Annotated in this window: 26 protein-coding genes; 2 read left to right on the plus strand and 24 right to left on the minus strand. The window is 48.9% G+C overall.

All coding sequences use genetic code 11. From position 1 onward, the window contains the following. Positions 1 to 149 precede the first annotated feature (149 nt). Genes KY305_RS03385 through KY305_RS03435 form a run of 11 tightly spaced genes read right to left on the minus strand, consistent with a single transcriptional unit; the run spans position 150 to position 10,300 of the window. Positions 150 to 605: a dTDP-4-dehydrorhamnose 3,5-epimerase family protein gene (locus KY305_RS03385; protein WP_061522458.1), complete on the minus strand. Its 456-nt coding sequence runs from the start codon at positions 603 to 605 to the stop codon at positions 150 to 152. Then, positions 598 to 1,449 carry a dTDP-4-dehydrorhamnose reductase gene (gene rfbD / locus KY305_RS03390; RefSeq protein WP_223061346.1) on the minus strand — a complete coding sequence of 284 codons (852 nt, stop codon included), beginning with the start codon at positions 1,447 to 1,449 and terminating at the stop codon, positions 598 to 600. Before rfbD ends, KY305_RS03385 begins: the two co-directional genes overlap by 8 nt. A 26-nt stretch (positions 1,450 to 1,475) precedes the next feature. After that, on the minus strand, positions 1,476 to 2,417 hold the full coding sequence (rfbB, locus tag KY305_RS03395; RefSeq protein WP_223061347.1) for a dTDP-glucose 4,6-dehydratase: 942 nt from the start codon (positions 2,415 to 2,417) through the stop codon (positions 1,476 to 1,478). A gap of 2 nt (positions 2,418 to 2,419) precedes the next feature. Then, positions 2,420 to 3,157, minus strand: a complete 738-nt coding sequence (locus KY305_RS03400) for a sugar phosphate nucleotidyltransferase (protein WP_223061348.1) — start codon at positions 3,155 to 3,157, stop codon at positions 2,420 to 2,422. A 27-nt stretch (positions 3,158 to 3,184) separates the two neighbouring features. Further along, on the minus strand, positions 3,185 to 4,189 hold the full coding sequence (locus tag KY305_RS03405) for a PseG/SpsG family protein (protein ID WP_223061349.1): 1,005 nt from the start codon (positions 4,187 to 4,189) through the stop codon (positions 3,185 to 3,187). A 1-nt stretch (position 4,190) separates the two neighbouring features. After that, the gene (locus KY305_RS03410; RefSeq protein ID WP_223061350.1) at positions 4,191 to 4,931 is read right to left on the minus strand and encodes a cytidylyltransferase domain-containing protein; all 741 of its coding nucleotides are present in this window, start codon (positions 4,929 to 4,931) and stop codon (positions 4,191 to 4,193) included. After that, positions 4,924 to 6,045, minus strand: a complete 1,122-nt coding sequence (locus KY305_RS03415; protein ID WP_223061351.1) for an N-acetylneuraminate synthase family protein — start codon at positions 6,043 to 6,045, stop codon at positions 4,924 to 4,926. The genes KY305_RS03410 and KY305_RS03415 overlap by 8 nt, the downstream gene beginning before the upstream one ends. Next, positions 6,045 to 6,908 carry a GNAT family N-acetyltransferase gene (locus KY305_RS03420; RefSeq protein ID WP_223061352.1) on the minus strand — a complete coding sequence of 288 codons (864 nt, stop codon included), beginning with the start codon at positions 6,906 to 6,908 and terminating at the stop codon, positions 6,045 to 6,047. The genes KY305_RS03415 and KY305_RS03420 overlap by 1 nt, the downstream gene beginning before the upstream one ends. Further along, complete coding sequence (locus KY305_RS03425; RefSeq protein WP_223061353.1) at positions 6,909 to 8,078, minus strand: DegT/DnrJ/EryC1/StrS family aminotransferase; 1,170 nt, start codon at positions 8,076 to 8,078, stop codon at positions 6,909 to 6,911. A 22-nt stretch (positions 8,079 to 8,100) separates the two neighbouring features. Then, positions 8,101 to 9,525 (minus strand): capsular polysaccharide export protein, LipB/KpsS family, encoded by a 1,425-nt coding sequence (locus KY305_RS03430; protein ID WP_223061354.1) that lies wholly within the window; start codon positions 9,523 to 9,525, stop codon positions 8,101 to 8,103. Positions 9,526 to 9,529: 4 nt separating this feature from the next. Then, complete coding sequence (locus tag KY305_RS03435; protein ID WP_223061355.1) at positions 9,530 to 10,300, minus strand: glycosyltransferase family 2 protein; 771 nt, start codon at positions 10,298 to 10,300, stop codon at positions 9,530 to 9,532. 279 nt (positions 10,301 to 10,579) lie between these two features. Between KY305_RS03435 and gerQ the strand changes: the two genes are divergently transcribed. Further along, positions 10,580 to 11,146, plus strand: a complete 567-nt coding sequence (gene gerQ, locus KY305_RS03440) for a spore coat protein GerQ (RefSeq protein ID WP_223061356.1) — start codon at positions 10,580 to 10,582, stop codon at positions 11,144 to 11,146. Between the two features lie 46 nt (positions 11,147 to 11,192). On the opposite strand, the gene KY305_RS03445 is transcribed toward gerQ, so the two are convergent. The 8 genes from KY305_RS03445 to KY305_RS03480 all read right to left on the minus strand — a co-directional run bounded on the left by KY305_RS03445 (position 11,193) and on the right by KY305_RS03480 (position 16,571). Beyond that, complete coding sequence (locus tag KY305_RS03445; protein ID WP_061522446.1) at positions 11,193 to 11,564, minus strand: DUF423 domain-containing protein; 372 nt, start codon at positions 11,562 to 11,564, stop codon at positions 11,193 to 11,195. Between the two features lie 63 nt (positions 11,565 to 11,627). After that, the gene (locus KY305_RS03450; protein ID WP_223061357.1) at positions 11,628 to 12,947 is read right to left on the minus strand and encodes a purine/pyrimidine permease; all 1,320 of its coding nucleotides are present in this window, start codon (positions 12,945 to 12,947) and stop codon (positions 11,628 to 11,630) included. 18 nt (positions 12,948 to 12,965) lie between these two features. Beyond that, positions 12,966 to 13,373, minus strand: coding sequence for a YwdI family protein (locus KY305_RS03455; RefSeq protein WP_223061623.1), 408 nt, complete (start codon positions 13,371 to 13,373; stop codon positions 12,966 to 12,968). A 70-nt stretch (positions 13,374 to 13,443) separates the two neighbouring features. Continuing rightward, positions 13,444 to 14,127: a uracil-DNA glycosylase gene (locus KY305_RS03460; protein ID WP_223061358.1), complete on the minus strand. Its 684-nt coding sequence runs from the start codon at positions 14,125 to 14,127 to the stop codon at positions 13,444 to 13,446. 14 nt (positions 14,128 to 14,141) lie between these two features. Further along, positions 14,142 to 14,948: a glycosyltransferase family 2 protein gene (locus KY305_RS03465; RefSeq protein WP_223061359.1), complete on the minus strand. Its 807-nt coding sequence runs from the start codon at positions 14,946 to 14,948 to the stop codon at positions 14,142 to 14,144. A gap of 84 nt (positions 14,949 to 15,032) precedes the next feature. After that, the gene (locus KY305_RS03470; RefSeq protein WP_223061360.1) at positions 15,033 to 15,560 is read right to left on the minus strand and encodes a hypothetical protein; all 528 of its coding nucleotides are present in this window, start codon (positions 15,558 to 15,560) and stop codon (positions 15,033 to 15,035) included. Between the two features lie 44 nt (positions 15,561 to 15,604). Beyond that, positions 15,605 to 16,240 (minus strand): DUF1700 domain-containing protein, encoded by a 636-nt coding sequence (locus KY305_RS03475; protein ID WP_223061361.1) that lies wholly within the window; start codon positions 16,238 to 16,240, stop codon positions 15,605 to 15,607. Beyond that, a complete protein-coding gene (locus tag KY305_RS03480) occupies positions 16,233 to 16,571 on the minus strand; it encodes a PadR family transcriptional regulator (protein ID WP_223061362.1) in 339 nt (112 codons plus the stop codon). The genes KY305_RS03475 and KY305_RS03480 overlap by 8 nt, the downstream gene beginning before the upstream one ends. A 146-nt stretch (positions 16,572 to 16,717) precedes the next feature. Between KY305_RS03480 and KY305_RS03485 the strand changes: the two genes are divergently transcribed. Then, positions 16,718 to 17,530, plus strand: coding sequence for a bifunctional hydroxymethylpyrimidine kinase/phosphomethylpyrimidine kinase (locus KY305_RS03485; RefSeq protein ID WP_223061363.1), 813 nt, complete (start codon positions 16,718 to 16,720; stop codon positions 17,528 to 17,530). 30 nt (positions 17,531 to 17,560) lie between these two features. Here KY305_RS03485 and KY305_RS03490 read toward each other — a convergent pair whose 3' ends face one another. From KY305_RS03490 to KY305_RS03510, 5 genes are all read right to left on the minus strand, one after another. Beyond that, positions 17,561 to 17,800: a hypothetical protein gene (locus KY305_RS03490; protein ID WP_214800081.1), complete on the minus strand. Its 240-nt coding sequence runs from the start codon at positions 17,798 to 17,800 to the stop codon at positions 17,561 to 17,563. A 102-nt stretch (positions 17,801 to 17,902) separates the two neighbouring features. Further along, complete coding sequence (locus KY305_RS03495) at positions 17,903 to 19,339, minus strand: sucrose-6-phosphate hydrolase (RefSeq protein ID WP_223061364.1); 1,437 nt, start codon at positions 19,337 to 19,339, stop codon at positions 17,903 to 17,905. Position 19,340: 1 nt separating this feature from the next. Beyond that, entirely contained in the window at positions 19,341 to 20,720 is a 1,380-nt protein-coding gene (locus KY305_RS03500; protein ID WP_223061365.1) for a sucrose-specific PTS transporter subunit IIBC, read from the minus strand. Between the two features lie 219 nt (positions 20,721 to 20,939). Continuing rightward, the gene (locus KY305_RS03505) at positions 20,940 to 21,770 is read right to left on the minus strand and encodes a PRD domain-containing protein (RefSeq protein ID WP_223061366.1); all 831 of its coding nucleotides are present in this window, start codon (positions 21,768 to 21,770) and stop codon (positions 20,940 to 20,942) included. 23 nt (positions 21,771 to 21,793) lie between these two features. Beyond that, the gene (locus KY305_RS03510; protein WP_223061367.1) at positions 21,794 to 22,108 is read right to left on the minus strand and encodes a hypothetical protein; all 315 of its coding nucleotides are present in this window, start codon (positions 22,106 to 22,108) and stop codon (positions 21,794 to 21,796) included. Positions 22,109 to 22,520: the final 412 nt, after the last annotated feature.

A 22,520-nucleotide genomic window follows, 5' to 3' on the forward strand; every position in this document is an offset into this window, starting at 1 on the left:
ATAACAGCATAATATAAATGTAAGCGCTTTTACACCAAAACCCATCAGTCCCTTTTCAAATTGTCGTTACGCACTTTTTATATGCAAGTTCCATGCCACCTTTTCCGCGCGCAAAAAAACGAAGACATCCTGCTGTCTTCGTTGGTGTATTATCGATGAGCGGTCTGCCAGTCAAAGCCGATGGTCTTGTCATTCCACGGAATCCTTTTTTCATCGGGCTGATCCGGATTATACGACATGGTCGTGAAATAAATGATGGTCAGCGGGGTTTCTCCCAGCACCCTATAACCGTGTGCAACCCCTTTCGGAATAAGGAGCAGCATCGGGTTGTCTTCTCCCATGTAGTATACATCTGTTTCCCCCTTTGTTTTTGACTCTTCGCGAAGATCATAAAGCACGACCTGAGCATGGCCTGTCGGGAAAAACCAAAGGTCATCCTGTTTTTCATGATAGTGGAATGCCTTGATGACGCCGGGATAGCTTTTTGACCAGGAAGCCTGCCCGAAATGCTCCAGCAGATTTTCGTCATCACGGACGAGCTCTGAGAAAAATCCCCGGTCATCGCTGTATTTTGTCAGCTTTTTTACTTTTACGCCTTCAATCACTTGCAAGTCCCTCCCCTTGTAAATAATCCCGCAGCGCCTCCCGCCAATGTCTCATGCCAAGGCCCAGCTTCTCAATCGACTCAAGGCTTAACACCGAGTAAGCGGGGCGCGGCGTCAGGTTTCCGTATTCCTCCGTGCTGACAGGCAGCACGGCAGCCGTCCGGTTGCTTTCTTCCATAATGGCTTTGGCAAATTCATACCAGCTGCATACGCCTGCATTTGCGGCATGATACGTTCCCGGCGGACTGTCAAACAGCTGAATCACCGTTTCGGCTAAATCCTTTGTATATGTCGGCGATCCGAATTGATCACTGACGACACGTATTTGATCATGTGTGTCTGCAAGCTTCAGCATCGTATTGACAAAGTTATGCCCGCCGCTGCCGTACACCCATGACGTTCTGACGATGGTATGGTTTTTCCCCGTTAACCGAATCAGTTCTTCCCCGAGTTTTTTACTTTTTCCGTATATCGTGCCGGGCTCAGGAGGATCGTCTTCTTTATAAGGTTCGGTGCCTCTGCCGCTGAAGACGTAATCGGTGCTGATATGGAGGACTTTTGCGCCGATATGCTCTGCCTCCAGCGCGGTATAATAGGCGCCGATTCCGTTAATTAAATACGCTTTTTCCAGCTCCGTCTCACATTGGTCCACGGACGTATATGCCGCGGTATTGACGACGATATCCGGTTTGTAATGGCTGAATGAATGCCGCACCGAGCGCTGGTCAGCGATATTCATCATCGCTTTCGTTAAGGCAATTACTTCATATCCCGCCTGCTTCAGCTGGCGGCAAAGCTCCCGCCCCAGCTGGCCGGCCGCTCCGGTTACTAATACCTTCGTCAATCGGATCCCCTTCTTTCCGATTAGTCTTAGCTGTCTGTATACCAGCGAATGGTTCGTTTCATTCCCTCTTCAAATGTGACTTCCTGATGCCAGCCCAGCTCGTTTTTCAGCTTTGACGCATCGATGGCGTAACGGCGGTCATGCCCTTTTCTGTCTTCGACATGCGCAAACCGTTCTTCTGTGCCAAGCTCCTTCATAATAAAAGCCGCCAGTTCTTTGTTTGTCCGTTCATTTCCGCCGCCGATATTGTAAATCTCGCCGATCGTTCCTTTTTCCAGCACTAACTTGACCGCGCGGCAATGGTCTTCGGCGAACAGCCAGTCTCTGATCTGCATGCCGTCGCCATACAGCGGAACGGGCTGCCCCTTTACGGCATTCCTGATGATGGTCGGGATCATTTTTTCATGGTGCTGGTAAGGCCCGTAATTGTTGCTGCACCTTGTAATGACCGCGGGCAGCTGATGGGTTTTGACATAGGACATGACGAGAAGATCGGAGCTTGCTTTGCTTGCGGAATACGGATTGTTCGGAGAAAGCGGCGTCGTTTCCGTAAATGCGGGATCGTCCGGCCCCAGATCTCCGTATACTTCATCTGTTGAAATGTGAATCAGCTTGTCGGCTTTGCCCTGTAATACGGCCTCAGCCAGCCGGTATGTGCCCATTACATTGGTTGTGATGAACGGTTCAGCCTGATTGATGCTTCTGTCCACATGAGATTCAGCCGCAAAGTGTATCACTGCGTCGTACGTCTCAGTAAATGCCCTGTCAATATCATCCCTGCTTGTGATATCGCCCTTTATAAACCGGAAACGGCCGTTCTTTTTTAATGCCTCTATTTCAAGCGGCCGGCTCGCATATGTGAGGTTATCTAAGACCGTAATCTGCGCCTCCGTTTCACGCAGCATCATCTTTGTAAAGGTAAGACCGATGAATCCGGCTCCGCCCGTAATTAAATATGATTTTGGCATGATTAATTTTCCTGTCCTTTCTGTAAAGCCTGATGCGCCAAGCTGCCGGCAAGGTAAAGCGATTCATGCGTTCCGGCATCCACCCACCAGCCCGTTAACACATCATACGTCAATTCACTGTGTTCAATGTATAAATTATTGACATCGGTGATTTCAAGTTCCCCGCGTTTTGAGGGAGAAATTTGTTCAATATAAGAAAACACTTCAGCATCATACATGTAAATGCCTGTGACACATAGATTGGTCGGCGGGTTTTCCGGCTTTTCAATGATTGACTTGATCCGTTTATTTTTCGCATCAATGTCGGCGATGCCGAAGCGCTCCGGGTCATCAACTTCTTTCAGAAGCACTTTCGCTCCTTTTCCTTGCTGTGTAAAACGCTCCGTAAATGGCTTCAAGGAATCTTCAAATATATTATCGCCTAAAAGCAAGACGAACGGGTCGCGTCCAGTAAACCGCTTCGCGTATGACAGCCCGTCTGAGATGCCGGATGCGGCGGGCTGAACTTGATATGTGAGAGAAACACCGAGCTCCTCTCCGTTTTCAAGCAGTTTATGAAATTGGGGCACGTACTCCTTTTGCGTAATCAGTAAAATGTCCGTGATTCCGGCTTCTGCAAGTTTCATAATCGACCAATAAATCATCGGATATGGGCCGACGGGGAGCAAATGCTTATTGACCGCTTTTGTCAGCGGCATAAGGCGTGTGCCGGTACCCCCGGCTAAGATGACACCTTTCACATGAACACTTCCTTACGTGTGGTTTTATCACAAATCATAAAGAATCGCTGCCGCCCGTTTGATGCCCTTGCCATCCACAAGCGGCGCTCCGTTTTGGTGAAGCCCGAGCCGAAGCGGAAAATAGCCGCTCATCTCAGATATATATCGGGCCAGCTCAGCTGCTGAAATTTTTTCTCCGAGCCCGGCATCAACGGCCGCGCCGGCCGCGGCAAATTTCCCCGCTGTCACGGTTTGGTGCGGAACTTGAGAAAGAACGATGCAGGGCACACCTGTACAGACGGTTTCATATAACGTGACTCCGCCGGAAACGACGGCCATGTCCGCCTGTCTCAGCAGCGCCGCCATGTCATTTGTTTGCTTTACCATCGCAAAATAAGGCTTTTGCGCGATGAGCGCGCGGGCTTCTTCAGCATGGCTTGCGGCGCCCCCCATAACAAATATTACTTTTTTCCGCTCAATGTCCTGAACATGCCGGCATGCTTCGATCACTTTGAAAATAAGCCTCTTCGGATCGCTTCCTCCTAAAGATACTAAAACCGTCCGGCACTCTTTTTTCAGACGATATGCCTGTTTAGCCTTTTCAAAGTCCGGATGAAGAATGATATGTTCAGGGCCTTCACATACAAGGGCATTTCCCAGTCTGTACGTTCGGCTTTTCAGCTCTCCGTAGATGCCGTTTATGACGGCGTCGCATAAGCGAATGTTTTTTTCTTGTTTTTCTTCAAATAAAACAATGCGTGCCGCTGACTTTTCCTTGATCGCCTCAAGCCAATCAGAAGGCATATCGAGCAGGTCAAATAAGAGCATATCAGGCTCCTGCCGGTTTATTTCCCGGACAATAAATTCTTTCTGTCCCTGCTCGGGCTTTACGATGACTTGCCAATGGTCTGAAGCGAGATATGAAGCAGACTCTTCATTTGTGTAAAACATAATGGAGCATCTGCTTTTCATTTCGTCAGCGAGAAGCTTCATCCGGACGACGTGCCCCATGCCTTTTTCACGCCCGCCATCAGCGAATATCAAGACACGCATGCTAATCAGCCTCTTTTTGCCGTATCATTTTATTGATCGCCGCGAGCTCGGGATGGATGTTCAGCAGACGGATCAGTTCTTTTGCCGGAACATCGGGCCGCGCCCCCGCTTTTTGATACAGGGCGCGGGCTAATTGATAGTCCTCCTCGGTATCCACGGTCAGTCGTAAATGAGGGGCGCGGAGGCTCTCAGGAGGGTCCGGAAACAGCAGACGGTACCGCTCAGGGCAGTCTCTTACATACAGCGTCACATGCTCTTGATACTTGTCTGCAAGCGTTTTGTCGGCACTGATGTCCGTCAGCAGGCTTGCGTTTACCGCCTCGCCGCCGATACCGAGCGGCGTATTGTTGACATACGTGTAGTCGGCTTTTTCTTTTATGTGCGCTGTGATCATCGTATCAAGCAGCGAAGGGTCGACAAACGGATTGTCACCCGTCAGCCTGACTGCAATGGATGGTTTTACCCGTTCAATCACCTCTGCGAACCGATCGAGCACGCGGTGTTCACTGCCGCGGTGCACGCGGTATTGCTTGCACCGGCAATGATCCTCCAAGATGTCGTCGGTCTCGCTGTCAGAGGCGGCAATGATCAGATTGTCTCGCTTTTCCTCGTAGTACGCGCTTTGCCGGACTCTGCTGACGATGATGTCCAATATGGTTTGCTCCCCGAGCGGGCGAAGCACTTTGCCGGGAAGCCGTTCACTCCCCATCCTCGCCTGAATGATGAACAGAATATCAGTCATGGCCAGAGACGCCTTTCGTCAAAAGATCATCCCATGTGATGCCCGTGTCGGCAGGGATGTCCCTGGCCGCACACACCCCGTCAGTCAGAAGCTCAAAATACCGCGGATGAAGCCCCTGCGGTTTTTGGCCGGGGCGAAGGACGGCTATGTTGTCCGCCGTTAAGGTCTCGCCTTTTTGAATCGGAGCTGTTGAAAAGATGCCTCTGTACGCAAATTTTCTGATATCCCCTTCAATCGCCGTCGTCGTTTTGTGCGAGCTTCCTGACAGCGTTTCTGATACCGGTGCGCGGATCCCCTGCTTCAGCTCATCTTCAACGGCTCTGATCGCTGTGACCATTTCTTTTAATTCGTCCGGATTAAGGGCAAATGAATGATCGGCGCCGGGCAGGTTTTTGTCTATCGTAAAATGCTTTTCTATCAGTTTCGCGCCTAACCTGACAGCCGCACACGGGACTTCATACGGGTGCGCGCTGTGGTCTGAAAAACCGATCACCGCATCCGGAAAAGCCGCGGCGAGCATCGGGATAACGCTCAGATTGCTGTATTCGGGCGGCGCAGGGTATTTCGCTACACAGTGCATGATCGCAATCTTTTTGTTTCCCTCGGATGTAATCGTTTTGTAAGCCTCTTGAATATCTGAAATGTCAGCCCCCGCTGTTGAAAAAATAATCGGCGTGTTCAGCTTTGCGACGTATTTCAAAAGCGGCAGATGGTTCAGTTCATAGGAGGCAATTTTAAATGCAGGCGGCGCGGTTGCATACAATAAGTCTGCGGAGCCTTCGTCACATACGGTGCTTAAAAAAAGCACCCCTTTTTTCTTACAATATTCTAGCAATGGTTCAATCCATTCAGCGGGCATTTCCATTGACTGCACTAAAGAAAAAATAGATACGTTTTTTCCGGCTGCTGTTTTGTACAAGCCGGGATCTTTCTGATACATTTTGTCAGCTTGAAACATTTGAAATTTGACCGCGTCCGCTCCGGCTTCACTGGCGGCGTCTATCAATGCAAATGCCTGGCTCAGCTTCCCGTCATGATTTATGCCCGCTTCTGCAATGATAAATACAGGCGAGTCTTCTCCGATTGACTTAGATCCGATTTGACACGATGCCATTAGTCCGCCTCCTTCGCCGGCCACACATGATAGTAGTAATAGGACTTTTCCGCGGCAAATCCCATTCTTTCATACAGACGGATCGCCCTGACATTGTGAAGCTGTGTTCCTGCTGATACAGTTCTATGCTGAAAACGCCTCGATTGTTCAATAATGTGCGCCGCTAAATGATATCCCGCTCCTTTTCCTTCAAAACCCGGCTTTACCGCCATCAGATCAAGGACGAATTCATCGCCCTTTGACAGCCCCTGAACAAAGCCGACGATTTCACCTTTTGATATCGCGACGATGTTTAAAGAAGCTCTCCCCTCGGCATTGTTCCGCGCCCACTCTTCAAACAGACGGTTTGCGTTCTCATAGCTGATATGGGGGTCATGATAATACCTGCTTTTTGTAAAGGCGTCGCGTGCCAGCCGGCAAATATCCTCCGTGTCGCCGGGCCCGGCTTCGGCAAGCTCAAACGGGGGAGCCTGATTATAGACACGCACCGGGCTGACAAGCTTAAACAGACTGCCGACAAAATAGGAGGACGGGAGCTGCTGAACCACTTGCATGGCACCGACATCCTCAGCCGGTATTTTGATAAACATAAAGTCAGTGCCGTCCGCCCGCCTCGCTGCGTAAAATTCCTGAAACAGCTTTTTGAGCTGCCCTGTGCTGTTTGCGGCGGCAAGCTTCACATTGATCATATGCTTTTGGAACAAGTCGCTTTCCCACGGGGAAGTTTCGTATAAGATCACGCCTTGAAGGCTGTTTTCCTCTAATAAGCCAAGCGATGATTCATACGTTTCAGGCTGAATCCCTTTGTCTTGCAAAAATGCAAAAATCACATCTTGCGGAAGATTTTCTTTCAGCGTGTACACCTAATCAGCCCCTTTGAGGATATCCCGGACGGCAAAAATGACGTCCCCGACATCATCGTCTGTCATGGAAGGATAAAGAGGAAGGGACACAGTCCGTTTATAATAGGCTGCTGCAGCCGGGAAATCAGACTCTTTATATCCGTACGTTTTCTGATAATACGGGTGAAACGGAACCGGAATAAAGTGGACGCTCGTGCCGATATTGTATTGATCCTTTAAAGCGTTAATCATCTCATTCCTGCTGATTCCGGCCTCCTTTTCCTCTACTTGGAGGACATACAAATGCCAGGCGTGGCGCCCGTCATCACTGACATACGGGACGGTGAGCCCTTTGATTTGGCTGAAAGCGTCCTGATAGCGGAGCGCAATCTCCGTTCTTCGTTTCTGCATGCCGTCAATCCGTTTCAGCTGATGAAGCCCAAGCGCTGCCTGAAGATCAAACATATTCATTTTGTAGCCGGGCGTTTCGACCTCATAGTACCAGCTCCCGTTTGAGGAGTAGCGGTTCCACGCCCCTTTGCTCATGCCGTGAAGGCTGAGCACCCTGATCTGATCGGCGAGCGCGTCATCATCGGTTGTCAGCATGCCGCCTTCGCCCGTCGCCAGGTTTTTGGTCGCGTAAAAGCTGAATGCCGTCGCGTCTCCGATTGATCCGACCATTTTCTGTTTATAAGTGGTGTACACGGCGTGTGCCGCGTCCTCTAAGACAAAAAGCTGATGCTTGCGGGCAATGGCTAATATTTCATCCATGTTACACGACTGACCGCCGAAGTGAACGGGTACGACCGCCTTTGTCCGCGGAGTGACAGCCGCCTCGATCTTCTCAGGGTCCGCATTAAGCGTAAACGGATCAATATCGACAAACACAGGAACGGCGCCTGTATGAACGATCGTATTGGCGGTTGAGCTGAACGTCAGCGCTGACGTGATGACCTCATCGCCCGGGCCGATCCCTTTCGCCTTCAGCGCCAAAAATAAAGCGGCGGTACACGAATTCAGCGCGACCGCGTGTTTTGCCCCTGTCCAGGCCGCAAATGCTTTTTCAAACGCCTCTACTTTCGGCCCCTTCGAAAGCCAGCCCGATTCAAGCGTATCAATGACCTCCTGAATTTCTTCCTTCCCGATCATCGGCAATGAATAGGGAAGAAAGGTTGATCTTTTTTGCACCATTTTCTTTGCGCTCCTATCTTTTTTATAAAGGGTCAACCCGTCTGAAGTCGACTCCTGTTTTTTCTTGCAAGACATCACATAAGGCAGCCGCCGACTCCTGAACCGGATAATTAGCCGCGATAAAAGCCCGGCGCGCATGCTCTGCCTTTTGATATTCGTCAGGGCTGCTGCATACACTGATCAATTTTTGGGCGAGTGCTTTCGGGTCATCAAAAGCAAATTCCCCGAGAGAATGATAATAAGGGTAAGGGCGGGTCCCGGCTGATTTTCCGATCAGAACGGGTTTTTGGAACAGCATCGCTTCCAGGCCGACCGTGGATGTTTGTGTCACTGCAGCATCAACATACGGGAGAATATCATACAGACTCATCTCTTTTTTGATGATTTTGCAGGCTTTTTGTTTCCGTAACACCTGATTGTAGACATCAAGCTTATTTTTCCCGATCTCCCACGGATGAGGCTTGATGATCAGCTGAATGTGCTTATGCTTTACAAGCTCCTCCAGCACCCCGGTGTAAAATTCATCGGAGAACGGCTGTGTGGCGATCAGCACCGTCTGCCGCGACGGGAGAAAGGACAGCTTGCGGTAAAACACATCCTTATCGATCGGCTCTTTTGAGAAAATATCGTCGAAGCGGGGATGACCCGTTATGATGATTTGTTCAGCCCGGCAGCCTTTCTGTTTGTACCACTCCGCTTCATAAGCGCCAAACACGGCCTGATAGTCCGTAAACACGGGCAGAAACGCTTCGTCTCCCATGAGCGCCCCGTGCTGGAGACAGATGCTGACGGCATTTCGTTTCGCACACATCAGCGCGAGCACCCGGCTGTAAATATCTTCTGTCGTGCCGACAACGACTGCGGAAATGTTTTCAGCCGCAAACAAAACGTCAATGGCGTCAATCGCTTCAATAAATAGCGGAATATCTTTAAATAAGCGTTCCTGAAATGCGCTGCTCCCAAAAGCCGGGTGGCTGCTGAGTTTTTCCAGAATCGATTGGGCTTTTTCAATATAATGGTCGGGATTTCCTTTTTTGCCCTCCCCGTTCAGGTCCAATTTGCAAATAACGGGCAGTCCGCAATGATCCGGCAGGCTCCATCTGGCTAATACAGCCGTTTTTTCCGGATCAAATTGCCGGTAGTTGCCCTCGGTAAACCGGAGATGGTCGAAATGCAAAATCAGCTTTCCTTCTCCCGATGTCTCGTTTGTTTTCTTAATGGTTTGCTTCTTTTCATCAAAATAAGGCTGAATATGAGCCTCCAGGACATGCTGGTCGGCCGGCCCGAAAATCTCTGGGTTCTCTTCCATGCTCTCCCGAAGCTCAGGGCTGATATATTGGTAAAAATTACTGATCAATGCAAGCGGAATGTCCTTGTAGCGAAGGGTTTGAAAAAGGTCAATATATTGCCGGTACAGCACCCAATAGTTCGCTAAGTATGCCGACAAGCCCTCACCCCCTTCTAAGCTTTTTTAATGATTCCCTCAGCTCGCGGCACGTGTTTTGAGGAGGCAAATTGTGCACAAACTCATTTTTCTCCTCGGCAAAGAGCTGATAATGAATCGATTGATCGGTAATGTAATTAAGGTCAAGCTCCTCAGAAATCGGATAAAACGGATAAAAATGATTGACTCTCCAAAAGAAACGGGCGTCACCGATCCGGTAAAACGCAGGACTCTCATCCCAATAGGAGCCGAATGCTTCTTTGACGGTCTCCAGCACGGAAAATCGGTGCATAACCGAGCAATGGTCAATCGCGCACGGCGCATTCCACACCATCTGCTCAGCGGGTCTGACAGTCTCCTTCACAACCTCTTGATGCTGATTCAGATGATAGGTTTTGGAGCTTGAATAGATCACTGCTTTCTCCCGGTCAGAATCAAGCTCATTCACCATTTTCTCGAGACGGTCCGGCATGTAAATGTTGTCGTCGGTCGCATACGTCACATACTCGCCCTCTGCCATTTCTATCGCTTGATTGATCAGCGCTGCATATCGCGTTTTTTCCGTTCTTTCTTTGACGCCCGACACATCGCTTTTATAAAACCGAACCCGGGCATCCGTGAGAAAAGGACGTATTTCCGCCAGTGTTGCTTCATTTGAATTGTCATCCATAATAAAAAGCTCAAAATCAGTGAATGTCTGCGAAAGAATGCTTTTAATAGAGCGGGCCACATAGTCACTTTTGTTATAACTCGTCATGATCACTGACACTTTAGGCAACTCGTCACCCCCTTTTCGCACCTGAAACTACCGCTATCATATGTTCGTTATGCGTGAGATGCGCTAGGAATACAGACTATTATGCGAAAAGTCAGCACGGAACGTACAAAAAAAAAGCCCGGATGGGGCATTCGGCTGTCGGCACGTTTTCTTTTTTCGCATAATTCTCTTTGGCGGCTCATATGGTGGAATAGATAAAGCGGCAGCCGCACATGACGGTTGTTTGATACAAGTCAGGAGGTTTCAGCACCAAGAGGTTTTCATCAAAGGAGGATCAATATGAAACCGAAAAAGAATCAATATCAGCAAATGCAGGGGATGGATATGCAGGGATACCAGCCGCAATTCGGGGCAAATCCTTACCCGCAGCCGCAGGGCCAAGGACCGCAGATGATGCCGATGCAGCAGCAAATTCCGATGCAGCAAGGCCCGCAAGGCCAGCAGGGCTTTGGCGGCGGATTTGGCGGCGGATTTCCGGGCCAGCAGCAACAGCAGCAGGGCGGCGGCGGCGGGGGATTTCAGATTCCGTCAGGACCGGCCACCTCTTCCCCGTCACAAAACGTTCCCGGCATGCTGCCGATTGAAGAGTCATACATTGAAAATATTCTTCGTTTGAATCGGGGCAGGACGGCGACGATTTATATGACGTTTGAAAACAGTAAGGAATGGAACTCGAAGATTTTCCGCGGCGTTATCCAAGCGGCTGGACGTGACCATATTATTATCAGCGATCCGAAAACGGGCACCCGTTATTTGCTTTTGACCATTTATCTTGATTACATCACGTTTGACGAAGAAATAGCATACACCTATCCGTACTCCATGGCCTCTTATTCGCCAAGATAAAGGAAAAAGCCAATCACTCGTTTGTCAGAGGATTGGCTTTTTTTCTTTATAAATATTTGACTGCCGCGACGACAATCATAATCCATGAAACGATAAACGCCACGCCGCCAAGCGGTGTGATCGCTCCGAGAATGGAGATTTGCGTCACGCTCAATACGTACAGGCTTCCGGAAAACAGCACGATCCCCGCAAACATCAGCCAGCCCGCAACCGTGATGCCGCCTGCGCCTGACAGCTTTTCCGCCAGAAACGCGACAGCCAAGAGACCGAGCGCGTGATACATATGATACTGCACGCCAGTATGCCACACCTGCAAATACTTATCGGGAATTTTTCCTTCAAGTCCGTGCGCGCCAAAAGCGCCGAGCGCCACAGCCAATAAAGCGTTAATTGCGCCTAATATAATAAACACTTTCATCTGTTTTTCTCCCGCCTTTTCGGTAAAGTATCCAATTCAATCATAACCCATCACCGGCAAAATTCAACGCCCGCCGTCCGATGACACGAGATTGTCGGATTTTTTCTTTTTGAAGAGCTGGATTTGATCCGCTGCTATCGCCATCAGTGTTCCCAGCACAAGCCCGTTGCTTAATAGAGAAATCAAAATCGGGTGCATGCCTGATAATGCGCTTTCAGGAACAAACATCACCCCGACACCCGCCAAAAGCGACAGACCGATCACCGAGCGGATTCTTTTTTGTTCTGTTTTTTCATACGCATCAAATTCAGTGAACGCGATGCCGGCCATCGTAGAGAACACGACGAAGTTTACAGCGAAGCCTACAGGTGACGGCAGACTCGCAAACGCATTCATAAATAAAGGAATCATACTGATAATGATGACAAATACACTACCGAGAAGAAACGGCTTTTTCGACGGGAGCTTCGTCGTCTCAATGAAACCGGCCGCCCCTGAAATCGGAACCGGCGCAACCCCTCCCGTCAGTCCGCTCAAGAGGTGGCTGAACGATGCCGCAAATCCGGCCGGGCGCTCACGCCGCTCTCCTGGTTTGTTCCCGAATTTTTTTACCGCAGCCTCGACCACTCTGATGCTTGCCAGCATGTTGACAATCAGCAAAACGGTAATGAATAGCGAGGTGATGATCAGACCGCTGTCAAAAACCGGCTTCCCAAACGGAAAAAGAGACGGCAATTGAATGATGTGATCCGGTATCTGAATCGGTTTGGCCGCTCCGGCGACAGCAAATAGAATCCAACCGCCGACAAGCGAAAGGAGGATCGCATATTGTCTTAAAAACGTGATGTTCGACCTGGACATAATGAACATTGCCGCGGTCACAACCATGGCAAGCCCGAATACAAGGCCGTCCACGCTGTTTTTTAAATAGCCGATGCCTAAAAGTCCTTTCACTATCGGCTGGCTCAGCTGCATGACCAAAAGCAGCAGATAAACGCCCGTCACCACCGGCGTAAACAGCACGGCAAGCCGTTCAATCACTTTAAAGAGACTGAACAAAAAGAAAAAGACAGCGCTTAACAACAGCGCTCCCTGCAGTGCCCGCAGTGTCTCGCCGAATGTCGCAAACACCGTGCCCGTCAGTCCGCCGTAAATGGTGTATACGCCCCACCATAATCCTGCCGGGCTTTCATTAATCGGCAGACGGTGTCCCTGGAGACATTGGATGACCGCGGCGATACCAAGCACAAAAAACGTACTTTGAATCAATGCGGCTGAATCGGCATGATTCAAGTGAAAAGATTGCGCAATGGCGACCGGAACCACAATTGCCGCCGCAATCATAAATGCCGTCCATTGCAAACCCCCGAGTATCAATTTCAAGTCAATCAACCTTTCCTATTAGAAATCGAAAATGGAATCTCCGTTTCCGTCTTCTTCACGTTCGTCTTTACCTTTTTTCTGATATTGGTTCAGCCCGGCGCTGCCCATCATTTTTTCAAGAAGCAGCGGGTCTGTCGAAGGAGATGCTGAAGGGCTTGGCGTCGCTTTAGAGATCGGTGCCTGAGGCGGCGCGGAAGCCGGACGGCTCTGCCTGTCGAGCACGACATCACACAAAGAACGGACAGCCGCCACATGCATCTTGACCTCCTCGTCCCGAGACGCCGTTTTTGCCTGCCTCAGCTCTTCTTCCATTTTCTGAATCAAAGCAGAGATATGTATATTCATGAGAAAGCCTCCAACATTCAATTTGTCTTCTTCCTGCATTTTATCAAATTTCTGACCGATCCGCAGAAATGAGTTTGTCATTTTTTCTGATAAACAATGCACCGGGCGTAAAAAGACGCTTCCGCACCAGCAGAAGCGCCTGCAAAATCGTTTATTGCGGCAGATCGGAGATACACCAATCAATCGGCTGTTCCCCCATTTTCTCAAGGGCTGCATTCGTCCGCGAAAACGGTTTGCTCCCGAAAAAACCGTTCCTAGCCGAAAACGGACTTGGGTGAGTGGATTCAATAATGACGTGCTTCGACGTGTCGATGCGCTCTTTTTTCATCTGCGCGTGACGGCCCCATAAAATGAAGATAACCGGCCTCTCTCTTTCATTCAGCACATCAATGATACGGTCAGTCAGCTGCTCCCAGCCTTTTCCCTTGTGGGAGTTCGCCTGGCCGCGCCGCACCGTGAGCACCGTGTTCAACAGAAGAACCCCCTGCTTCGCCCAGCTGACGAGCGATCCGTGATTCGGAACGGAGCAGCCGATATCATCCTGAAGCTCTATAAAAATATTTTTCAATGACGGCGGCTGCCTTACCCCAGGCTGAACGGAAAAGCTCAGCCCGTGCGCCTGCCCCGGCCCGTGATACGGATCTTGGCCGAGAATCACCGCTTTTACATCCTCGTATGCCGTATAATGCAAGGCATTATAAATATCATGGCTGTCCGGAAAAATGGTTTGGCTGCTGTATTCCTGTTTCAGCATCTCCCTCAGCTCTTGATAATACGGTTTTTCAAATTCATCTTTCAGCTGATTCCACCAGCTGTCTTTTAAAAGCTGCTTCAAGCTGTCCGCCTCCCTTATAAGCTGTGCAGTCTGGAATAGACGGGCTTGCCGTCCCACACGATATCGGTTGGGGCCTTCCGCCTTTTCATATCGGGTTCCTCTAGGAGAACCGCAAAGTTTTTCGTCGGAAGCTCCCCGAGCCCGTGCTTTTCGCTTAAACGGTCTAAATACTGCTTCCGCTTGGCGCCGAGATCCGCGGATTGATTGCCGCCCGCCTCAGAAAAGGCATAGATGACGCTGGCGCAAGGGACACGCTTTACCCGGTATTCTTTCGCTGCACGCAAATAAAAGTCCCAGTCCCAATAATTGTGGACGCTTGGATCAAAATACCCTAACGCATCGTGAAGGAAACGTCTGTACATGCTGCCGGACGGAACATATGTGGAAAACACCCGCATGTCTTCATAGTCCGCCGTATAGGCGAATGGCTGCCGTGACAGCGGATATCTCGTACCGTCCCGTTCTTCAAATGACACAATTTCCGCGTCAGAATGGACAAAATCAGCATCTGTAAGCTCTGCCGCCATTTTCTCCAGGTGGCCCGGCGTAATGAAGTCATCATCATCGCACAGCATGATACAATCACCTGACGCTGCCTTTACACCGGCGTTCCGCGCCAGCACATGCCCGGCGTTTTTTTCTAAATCAATGACCTGAATCGGCAGATCAGCATAAAGCTGCTTTACATGATTGACCGATTCGCCCGCGTCATTGACAATAATCACTTCAAAAGGCTTCAGCGTTTGCTTGGAAACCGACTCCAGCAGCTCGCATAATGCCGGAATCCGATTATACGTGACAATTACAATAGATATATTCATGATCCGCTCCTTCTGCTATATTTCTCATGTTCTATTAAAACATAAAGCGGCGGAGAGATCAGGGGGATTTTTATATCATATCAATCAGAAACATATCCACGTCATCCCCGCAAGCAAAACAAGAATCAGCAGAAGGTCAACCCAAACGGACAATATTGTTTTCAGATCAAGCCCGCCCGCATTCATAGCGCTCCAAAGCTTAGACTGATAGACCGGCACCAAAACCATCGCATAACAAGTGCACAAAAAGACAAAAGCCGGAGGGACTATCGCACACCCCGCATCATTCCAATTACGAATGAGCTCAGTCATGCTTTCCCCGCTGCCGATGTAGAAATATAACAGTCCGGCCAGCGGAATGAGGGAACTGATCTGAAGCTCCGTCAGCTTCACCTTCCACTCACGCGCAAATGTAACAGCCCAAAGCCAGCCCAGTGCATAGAATAAGAGAAGAAGACAAATTCCGGCCGCCGCAAAAAAAGCGTCTTGCAGGCCACCCAGAAGCAAGACGAAAAATCCAGCAACAGGCAATGTAAGAAGCAGAGCGCAGCCAGTAAAAACAGTAACGGCTATTTGAGCACATGCACCGTACATCCATGAACCCAGTCTCATGTTCACCACTCCTATATAGTAATTCTATGTATTTGTATAAAAGATCAGGCAAGCCTCATCCTGCCTGCGCAAAAGCCAATTTTACCGCACACCGGAAAACATACAGTCACAACGGCGCACACTGCAGCAAAATCCGGTGTAACCACCGAAGGAAACAGCTCCGCCGGAATCAGATTGAATAAAAAGATCAACATAAAACATACATTCGGAACCATCGAAGCCCATACCGTTCGTTCAGCAAGCTTTTTCCCGACTGCGCCGAACTCTTTCCCGGCATAATATCCGATCGAGATCCAATACAGCACATATCCAATCAAAATCAGCCATACCGACACGGATATTCCGCTCCATAACGCATCCACCGCAGGATTAGACCGCCATGTGTGCATCATTGTAATAACCGTTCCTATTAAAAAGAGCGACCAGTTGCAGAAAAAATGAAATAACAAAAACGTCCGAGCGGGAACAGATTGTGCTTTCTTATAGGAATTGATAATGTCAGACGGCATCCCCAGCTCCTGCAAAATCAGCTTCATCGCTTCTCTTTCGGTTCTTCCTTCTTGGAGGTGATCAGCAAAGGCATGATTGATATGATTCTCAAGCTCTTTTATTAATTCACGGCTGCCTGCCGCATCTTCCAGCCCTTTTCTGATCTCATGTAAATAAAGGTCTTTATCCATTCTGCCCGCTCCGCTTCAGCATACGGTCCATCAAAGCTGAGAACAGATTCCATTCTTTCGTCCGCTCGGCAAGGATCTCTTTTCCTTCGTCTGTGATCTGGTAATACTTTCGGTCCGGCCCTTTGGCCTGCTTTTCCCAATAAGAAGAAATATAGCCTTGGCGTTCTAACTTGTGGAGCGAAGGATACAGCGTGCCTTCCTTCATTTGCAATTCATTCCCGCTTCTTTTTTCCATTTCTTTCACAAGCTCATAACCGTACATCGGCCGTTCATTCAGCAGGGTCAGCACAAGGATGACCGTGCTTCCCTTAACAAGCTCCCTGTTGAGCATGATCCATCACCCTTACCTAGTAATCTTATGTAGGTATTTTACGCAACCCCATCACCGCTGTCAAATCATTCCTCTAAGCCTTTCATATTGTGATCAGAAGAAAATCTAACTATAATGAGATATAAAACATGATGGAGGCCATTGATATGTCAATGCATAAAGCACTAACTATTGCCGGATCTGATTCAAGCGGCGGCGCGGGAATTCAGGCCGATCTAAAAACGTTTCAAGAAAAAAATGTATACGGAATGACGGCTTTAACCGTTATCGTGGCGATGGACCCTGAAAACAGCTGGGATCACCAAGTATTTCCCATCGATGCCGATACGATTCGCGCACAGCTTGCGACGATTGTTGACGGAATCGGCATAGACGCCATGAAAACGGGAATGCTCCCTACCGTGGAAATCATAGAGCTTGCGGCAAAAACGATTAAAGAAAAACAGCTGAAAAATGTCGTCATCGACCCTGTGATGGTATGCAAAGGAGCAAACGAAGTGCTGTATCCGGAGCATGCCGAAGCGCTGCGCACCCAATTGGCGCCGCTTGCGACCGTCATCACGCCAAATCTGTTTGAAGCGAGCCAGCTCAGCGGAATGGATGAATTAAAAACAGTCGAAGACATGATAGAAGCAGCAAAAAAAATTCACGCGCTCGGCGCTCGATACGTGTTAATTACAGGCGGAGGCAAACTCAAACACGAAAAAGCGGTCGACGTATTATATGACGGAGAAACTGCCGAAGTATTGGAGAGCGAAATGATAGATACTCCGTACACACACGGAGCCGGATGCACGTTCTCTGCCGCTGTCACAGCAGAACTGGCCAAAGGCGCTGAAGTAAAAGAAGCGATTTACGCGGCGAAAGAATTTATTACAGCCGCCATTAAGGAATCATTCCCGCTGAACCAGTATATCGGACCGACTAAACATTCAGCGATGCGTTTTCGCGATAAATAAACAAATATCCCCCTCACGTTAAGAGGGGGATTATTTCATTTTTCTCGCCGATGACCGCAAAAACGTCTCAATCGATTGAACAAACAGCGCATATTCCTTCATCTGTTCGTATGTATGGCTGAGCCGTTCACTCCATTCATTATGCGGCTCAGCTCTCTTGAGCATGCGTTTCAGCTGGAGCAATACCTCTTTATATTCTTCCCGCTTATCTTCCACTTCATTTGCGGCTTTGACCAGTAAACATTTCGGCGTTATCTTCTGATTCTTCAAAACTAAGAAAACAACTCCTTTTATTCCTGAGAATAGTAGTCTTTCGTTGAAGAATAGCACAGATGGCATAGGTTTCACATAAGAAAAAAGAACGATTTTCTATCAAAGTGTCCAAATTGAAACGTTCATTTCTGTTCTTCCTTCCGAGATGACCGTTACCTCATCATTTCCCGGGAAAGGAAAATACCTAGCGCTGAATACTTCTTCTCCGTTATTCACAAATATTTCGATTGATGAGGCGTCCATAAACAGCTGTACGGTATGCACCTCAGTTATGACGCAGCCTCTTGTTTCATTTTCTTCTCCGTTAAAAGCCGTGCGTTCCAATATTGCCATTCCCTCTTCAGGATTGAAAATAAAACGGGCCGTGTCCCGAATTGCCACTTCAAAGCCTGATTCGGTAAAGATGTCTTCAAGCAGCACCTCTGTTCTTGCAGCATCCTTCACCGGAAGCCGCTCCGCCGCATGGGACAAATGAAGGCGGCATCGCTGCTGATCCGTGCGGAGGGCTTTCATTTCAGGGAGAGGGCGCTGTCTGAGCTTCCCGCCTGATACTGACAGCTCTCTCGGCATGGCCATGCAGTGAATCCAATGATAGTCGTGCGTCGGATGGCCTTCCTCGTGCTGATCCGGCACGGCCATCCACGCAAACAATATTCTCCGTCCCTTGTCATCTTCGAGCGTCTGTGCCGCGTAAAAATCAAACCCTCTGTCAAGCTCCGTGAACTCCCCGTGCTCAAACTCAGGTGTATCCGTATTCAGACGTCCGAGAAAATACCCCGCCTGATGTTTGTTTTGATATCGGATGCCGTCAGCCTCAAGGCCCTGCGGAGATACAAGCAGCACGTCCGTTCCGCCGAGGGAAAACAAATCGGGGCATTCCCACATATATCCGAACGATCCGAGACTGCCGGACCCCGCTCCTGCAATCGGGCCGAGAAACGTCCATTCCGTCATATTTTCTGATCTGAATAAAACAGCGCTGCCGTCCAGTTCTTCTGTCTGCGCGCCAAGCACCATAAAATATGTTCCGTCTTTTTCCCACACCTTCGGATCACGGAAATGGGCGGTAAAGCCTTTCGGCAGATGCGCAACGACTCCCTTTTTTTCAAACACTTTTCCGTCTTCCGATACTGCAAGGCATTGATACGTTTCCCGATCGCCGTTTTCATCCCTTACATTGCCCGTATATATCAAGCAAAGCTGATCATCCTTTGCAATCGCGCTGCCGGAATAACAGCCGTTTTTGTCATACCATTCGCCCGGCGCAAGCGCGATGTCTTCCTCTTCCCACGTGACAAAATCACGCGTCGTGACATGCGCCCAAAATTTAGCCCCATGTCCCGTATGGAAAGGCTGCCATTGAAAAAACAAGTGATATGTTCCCTTCCATTGGATAACACCGTTCGGATCATTTAACAGCCCGACCGGCGGCATAATATGAAAATGCTGGCGATAGGGGTCTGATGCTGCAATCTCCCCGAGTCTCTCTTTCTCTTCATAGGCGCGGCGGCGGAGTTCTTGATCAAGTGCACTCATTTTATACCTCCTCCTTTTCTTTTGCCCCCATCACATAAGCGGCGATAAATGCTGTCACCGAGGCAATGCCCATTCCGATGAGATAATGCAAAAGATTCCCTAAGCCGAGCGGAGCCGCGATGGCAATCATCGGGATTCCCGTCAGACCGTAGGCGTTGGCGGCGACACCGGTGACCACGACATAGGCGCCTCCCAGCGCTCCGCCGATCATCCCCGCGATAAACGGCTTGCGGTATCTCAGATTGACACCGAAGATGATCGGCTCCGTTACACCGAGAAAAGCAGAAAACGCGGCAGGCAGGGCGATTTCTTTCGTTTTCGCTTTTTTCGTCAGGAAAAACACAGCCAATCCCGCCGCTCCCTGCGCGACATTAGCCATTGACCAAATAGGCAGGATATAGTTTCTGCCCAAATCAGCAATGAGGCCGGCCTCAATCGCATGGAAGCTATGGTGCACGCCAGTGAGTACAATAAGCGGATAAAGGCCGCCGAAAATGAGTCCTGCGGCAATACCCGCATGATCATATACATAAGTTAACGAGACCGTAATGCCTGTTCCGATTGCTCTGCCAAACGGCCCGATTGCGATAAACGTGATAAACCCGGTCACAATCACAGTCACAAACGGCGTGACCAATAAATCCAACGCGTGAGGCACAGCTTTTCTTGTCCCTTTTTCCACCTTGCTCATGATATAAACGGCTAAAAGCACGGGGATGACCGTCCCTTGGTAGCCGAGAAGCGCAATGTTGAAGCCGAACAGCTCCATGTAGTCAGGCGACGCATCGGCAAGCCCCCACGGGTTCAAAAGCCCCGGATGAATCATAATTCCCCCGATCACCGCGCCGAGATACGCATTTCCGCCAAATTCCTTCGCCGCGCTGTATCCGATTAAAACCGGCAGGAAGAGAAAAGCCGCGCTTGAAAACATATCGAGCAGCTTTAACAGCGGCGAATGTTCAGGCATCCAGTGAAAAGCCTTCATCATTCCAAGCAGTCCCATTAACAGGCCGCTGGCCACGATAGCCGGAATGATGGGAACGAATATGTTAGACAGCGTTTTCGCAAATCTTGCGGCCGGATTCATCTTTCGCTTCGCGGCGTCCTGATGCGTCTCACGATCGTCCTGTCCCAGTTCGGCTTCTTTAAAAAAAGCGTCATACACTTTATTCACGAGGCCGGTTCCGAAAATAATCTGGTATTGTCCCGAGCTGCTGAAAGCCCCTTTTACCCCTTCCATCTCTTCGATTTCTGCCTGGCTGATCTTTTGTTCATCGTGAATGACAAGCCGCAGCCGTGTCGCGCAATGTGTCGCGCTGATCACGTTTGATTTTCCTCCGAGATGTTTAATAAGCTGTTTTGCCGTTTCTTGATAATTCATTGTTTTTCCCCCTTTCAGAAAACAAAAAAGACCTAAAATTCGCCAACGAAAAAGGTCTCTATGATTCCTTCTTCATGTACGCAAATTTTAGGTCTTGCCTGCTTTACCAGTCACAATCCCGCCGGATTCATTTTTTTGATGCGCTTTCATTTTAGTTCATGACAGCGCTTTCGTCAACTATTTTTTATTAAAAAAAGTCTGTTTCTCCAAACAGACACATTATTCCGAGGGTTTTTGAAGACGCTGGACATGCAGCGTGATATAGCCGGCCTCGGATTCCGGCAGTTCCAATTCATATTCATTTTTTAAAAACGCCGCCAATTCAAGCGCACACCGATAAGCAAACGGATACTTTTTTTGGATGAAATAAAGCATCTCCTCGTCCATGGAATGGAGCGCTTCATTTGATTCCAACCGGCTGACCGCATACCGCAAGTGCGTGACGAGGCGCTGATAGGAAATACTGTTCTCATCTATCTTTTGCTGAAAAAAGGCCTCAATCCTTTCGATCATTTCTTTAATCATGGTTGTATGCTTCATAGCCGAATACAAACTTTTGGCATCCACCTTTGCAGTATGGATATGAAGGGCGATATACCCCGCTTCATCATCAGGCAGAGAAACCCCAAGGGTCTTTTTCACATGATCGACCGCCCAGAGGCCGATCTCGTATTCTTTTTTATAAAGCGCCTTAATTTCATGGAGCAATCGGTTATGCACCTGAAGGCCGTTTTGAATCCTTTCGATCGCAAAGGATAAATGGTCCGCCAGGGCAATATGAATATGATCGCTCAGAGGCGCCGCAAGCTCCCCCTCCGCATGGCTGATAATGTCTTCAGCCGCTTCTATATGCTCTTCGGGAAGCGTTTCTAACACTTGTTTGAATTTTTCATTTTCGTCGTGCACGACGAATATTTTTTCAATTTTATGTTTTTGAATGATATCATTTTTTCTCTTTTGAAAAGCGATTCCGGGACCCATCACGATCTTTTCCCGTCCGTCTTCTTTTATTAACGCCGCATTGTTATTTAATACTTTGTCTATTCTCAAGAGGTTCGCTCCCGTTCTTATGTTTAGTGGGATTGTACCCTCTTTTTCACATGATGTAAAGATACCGGACCTGCGCGCTCCCGTTTCGGCAGTTCTTTGCGGACCGGCATCCACCGATTCTTATCCTGCCTGCCGCAAGCCGATTTTGTTTCATCTGCCAGATCCGCCGAACGAACACGGCTCACAAGCGAAAATGCTTTGGCTGCCCGCTTTGCATTCTGCTGATATGTACCTTGGTTTCCGTACACGGCAGCTAATGGGTATCTTGCTTCACCCGGCGCCATCCAGTTCATCAGAAAGACCATCCACACCCGTAAAGATACCAGAAAACGTTTCATTGCAAATCATCCCTCCGCTTCTTATTGACAGACAGCTGTTCGCAGGCCTGTTTCGTTCTCTCCGCTTTAACGGAAAAGGCGGCCGATCCTTTTCCCTTAAAAACTAGCGGGTCTAGCAACCCTATGACACTATGATAGACGAAACCGGGGCAAATTGTTTGTCACAATATGAGTGAAAAAACAAACTAGTTTTCAGAAGTTTTGTTGAAAGCTGATGGAAATGACGTGAAAAATGGAGAAGCGGTTTAAAAAGTTATACACAAGTTATCCCTTAGTTAAGAACAGCTTAAACACAGGTGATATCCACATATCCACAAACACTTTCTATATTTTGTATAGGAACATTCGTTCCCACCAATATATATGCACAGATTTATTCAGTTATGCACAGCATTTTGTGTATAACCTCCTC

Origin of the sequence: Bacillus sp. YC2, assembly GCF_019891195.1 — a bacterium.
In the GTDB taxonomy this organism is placed as follows: Bacteria; Bacillota; Bacilli; order Bacillales; family Bacillaceae; genus Bacillus.

Coding starts and splice junctions, on each gene's coding strand:
- rfbB (WP_223061347.1), bottom strand. CDS start 2,417: ATGCCAAAATCATATTTAATTACGGGCGGAGCCGGATTCATCGGTCTT.
- KY305_RS03405 (WP_223061349.1), bottom strand. CDS start 4,189: ATGCGTGTCTTGATATTCGCTGATGGCGGGCGTGAAAAAGGCATGGGG.
- KY305_RS03410 (WP_223061350.1), bottom strand. CDS start 4,931: ATGACTGATATTCTGTTCATCATTCAGGCGAGGATGGGGAGTGAACGG.
- KY305_RS03415 (WP_223061351.1), bottom strand. CDS start 6,045: ATGGCATCGTGTCAAATCGGATCTAAGTCAATCGGAGAAGACTCGCCT.
- KY305_RS03425 (WP_223061353.1), bottom strand. CDS start 8,078: ATGGTGCAAAAAAGATCAACCTTTCTTCCCTATTCATTGCCGATGATC.
- gerQ (WP_223061356.1), top strand. CDS start 10,580: ATGAAACCGAAAAAGAATCAATATCAGCAAATGCAGGGGATGGATATG.
- KY305_RS03445 (WP_061522446.1), bottom strand. CDS start 11,564: ATGAAAGTGTTTATTATATTAGGCGCAATTAACGCTTTATTGGCTGTG.
- KY305_RS03455 (WP_223061623.1), bottom strand. CDS start 13,373: ATGACAAACTCATTTCTGCGGATCGGTCAGAAATTTGATAAAATGCAG.
- KY305_RS03465 (WP_223061359.1), bottom strand. CDS start 14,948: ATGAATATATCTATTGTAATTGTCACGTATAATCGGATTCCGGCATTA.
- KY305_RS03470 (WP_223061360.1), bottom strand. CDS start 15,560: ATGAGACTGGGTTCATGGATGTACGGTGCATGTGCTCAAATAGCCGTT.
- KY305_RS03475 (WP_223061361.1), bottom strand. CDS start 16,240: ATGGATAAAGACCTTTATTTACATGAGATCAGAAAAGGGCTGGAAGAT.
- KY305_RS03480 (WP_223061362.1), bottom strand. CDS start 16,571: ATGCTCAACAGGGAGCTTGTTAAGGGAAGCACGGTCATCCTTGTGCTG.
- KY305_RS03485 (WP_223061363.1), top strand. CDS start 16,718: ATGTCAATGCATAAAGCACTAACTATTGCCGGATCTGATTCAAGCGGC.
- KY305_RS03495 (WP_223061364.1), bottom strand. CDS start 19,339: ATGAGTGCACTTGATCAAGAACTCCGCCGCCGCGCCTATGAAGAGAAA.
- KY305_RS03500 (WP_223061365.1), bottom strand. CDS start 20,720: ATGAATTATCAAGAAACGGCAAAACAGCTTATTAAACATCTCGGAGGA.
- KY305_RS03510 (WP_223061367.1), bottom strand. CDS start 22,108: ATGAAACGTTTTCTGGTATCTTTACGGGTGTGGATGGTCTTTCTGATG.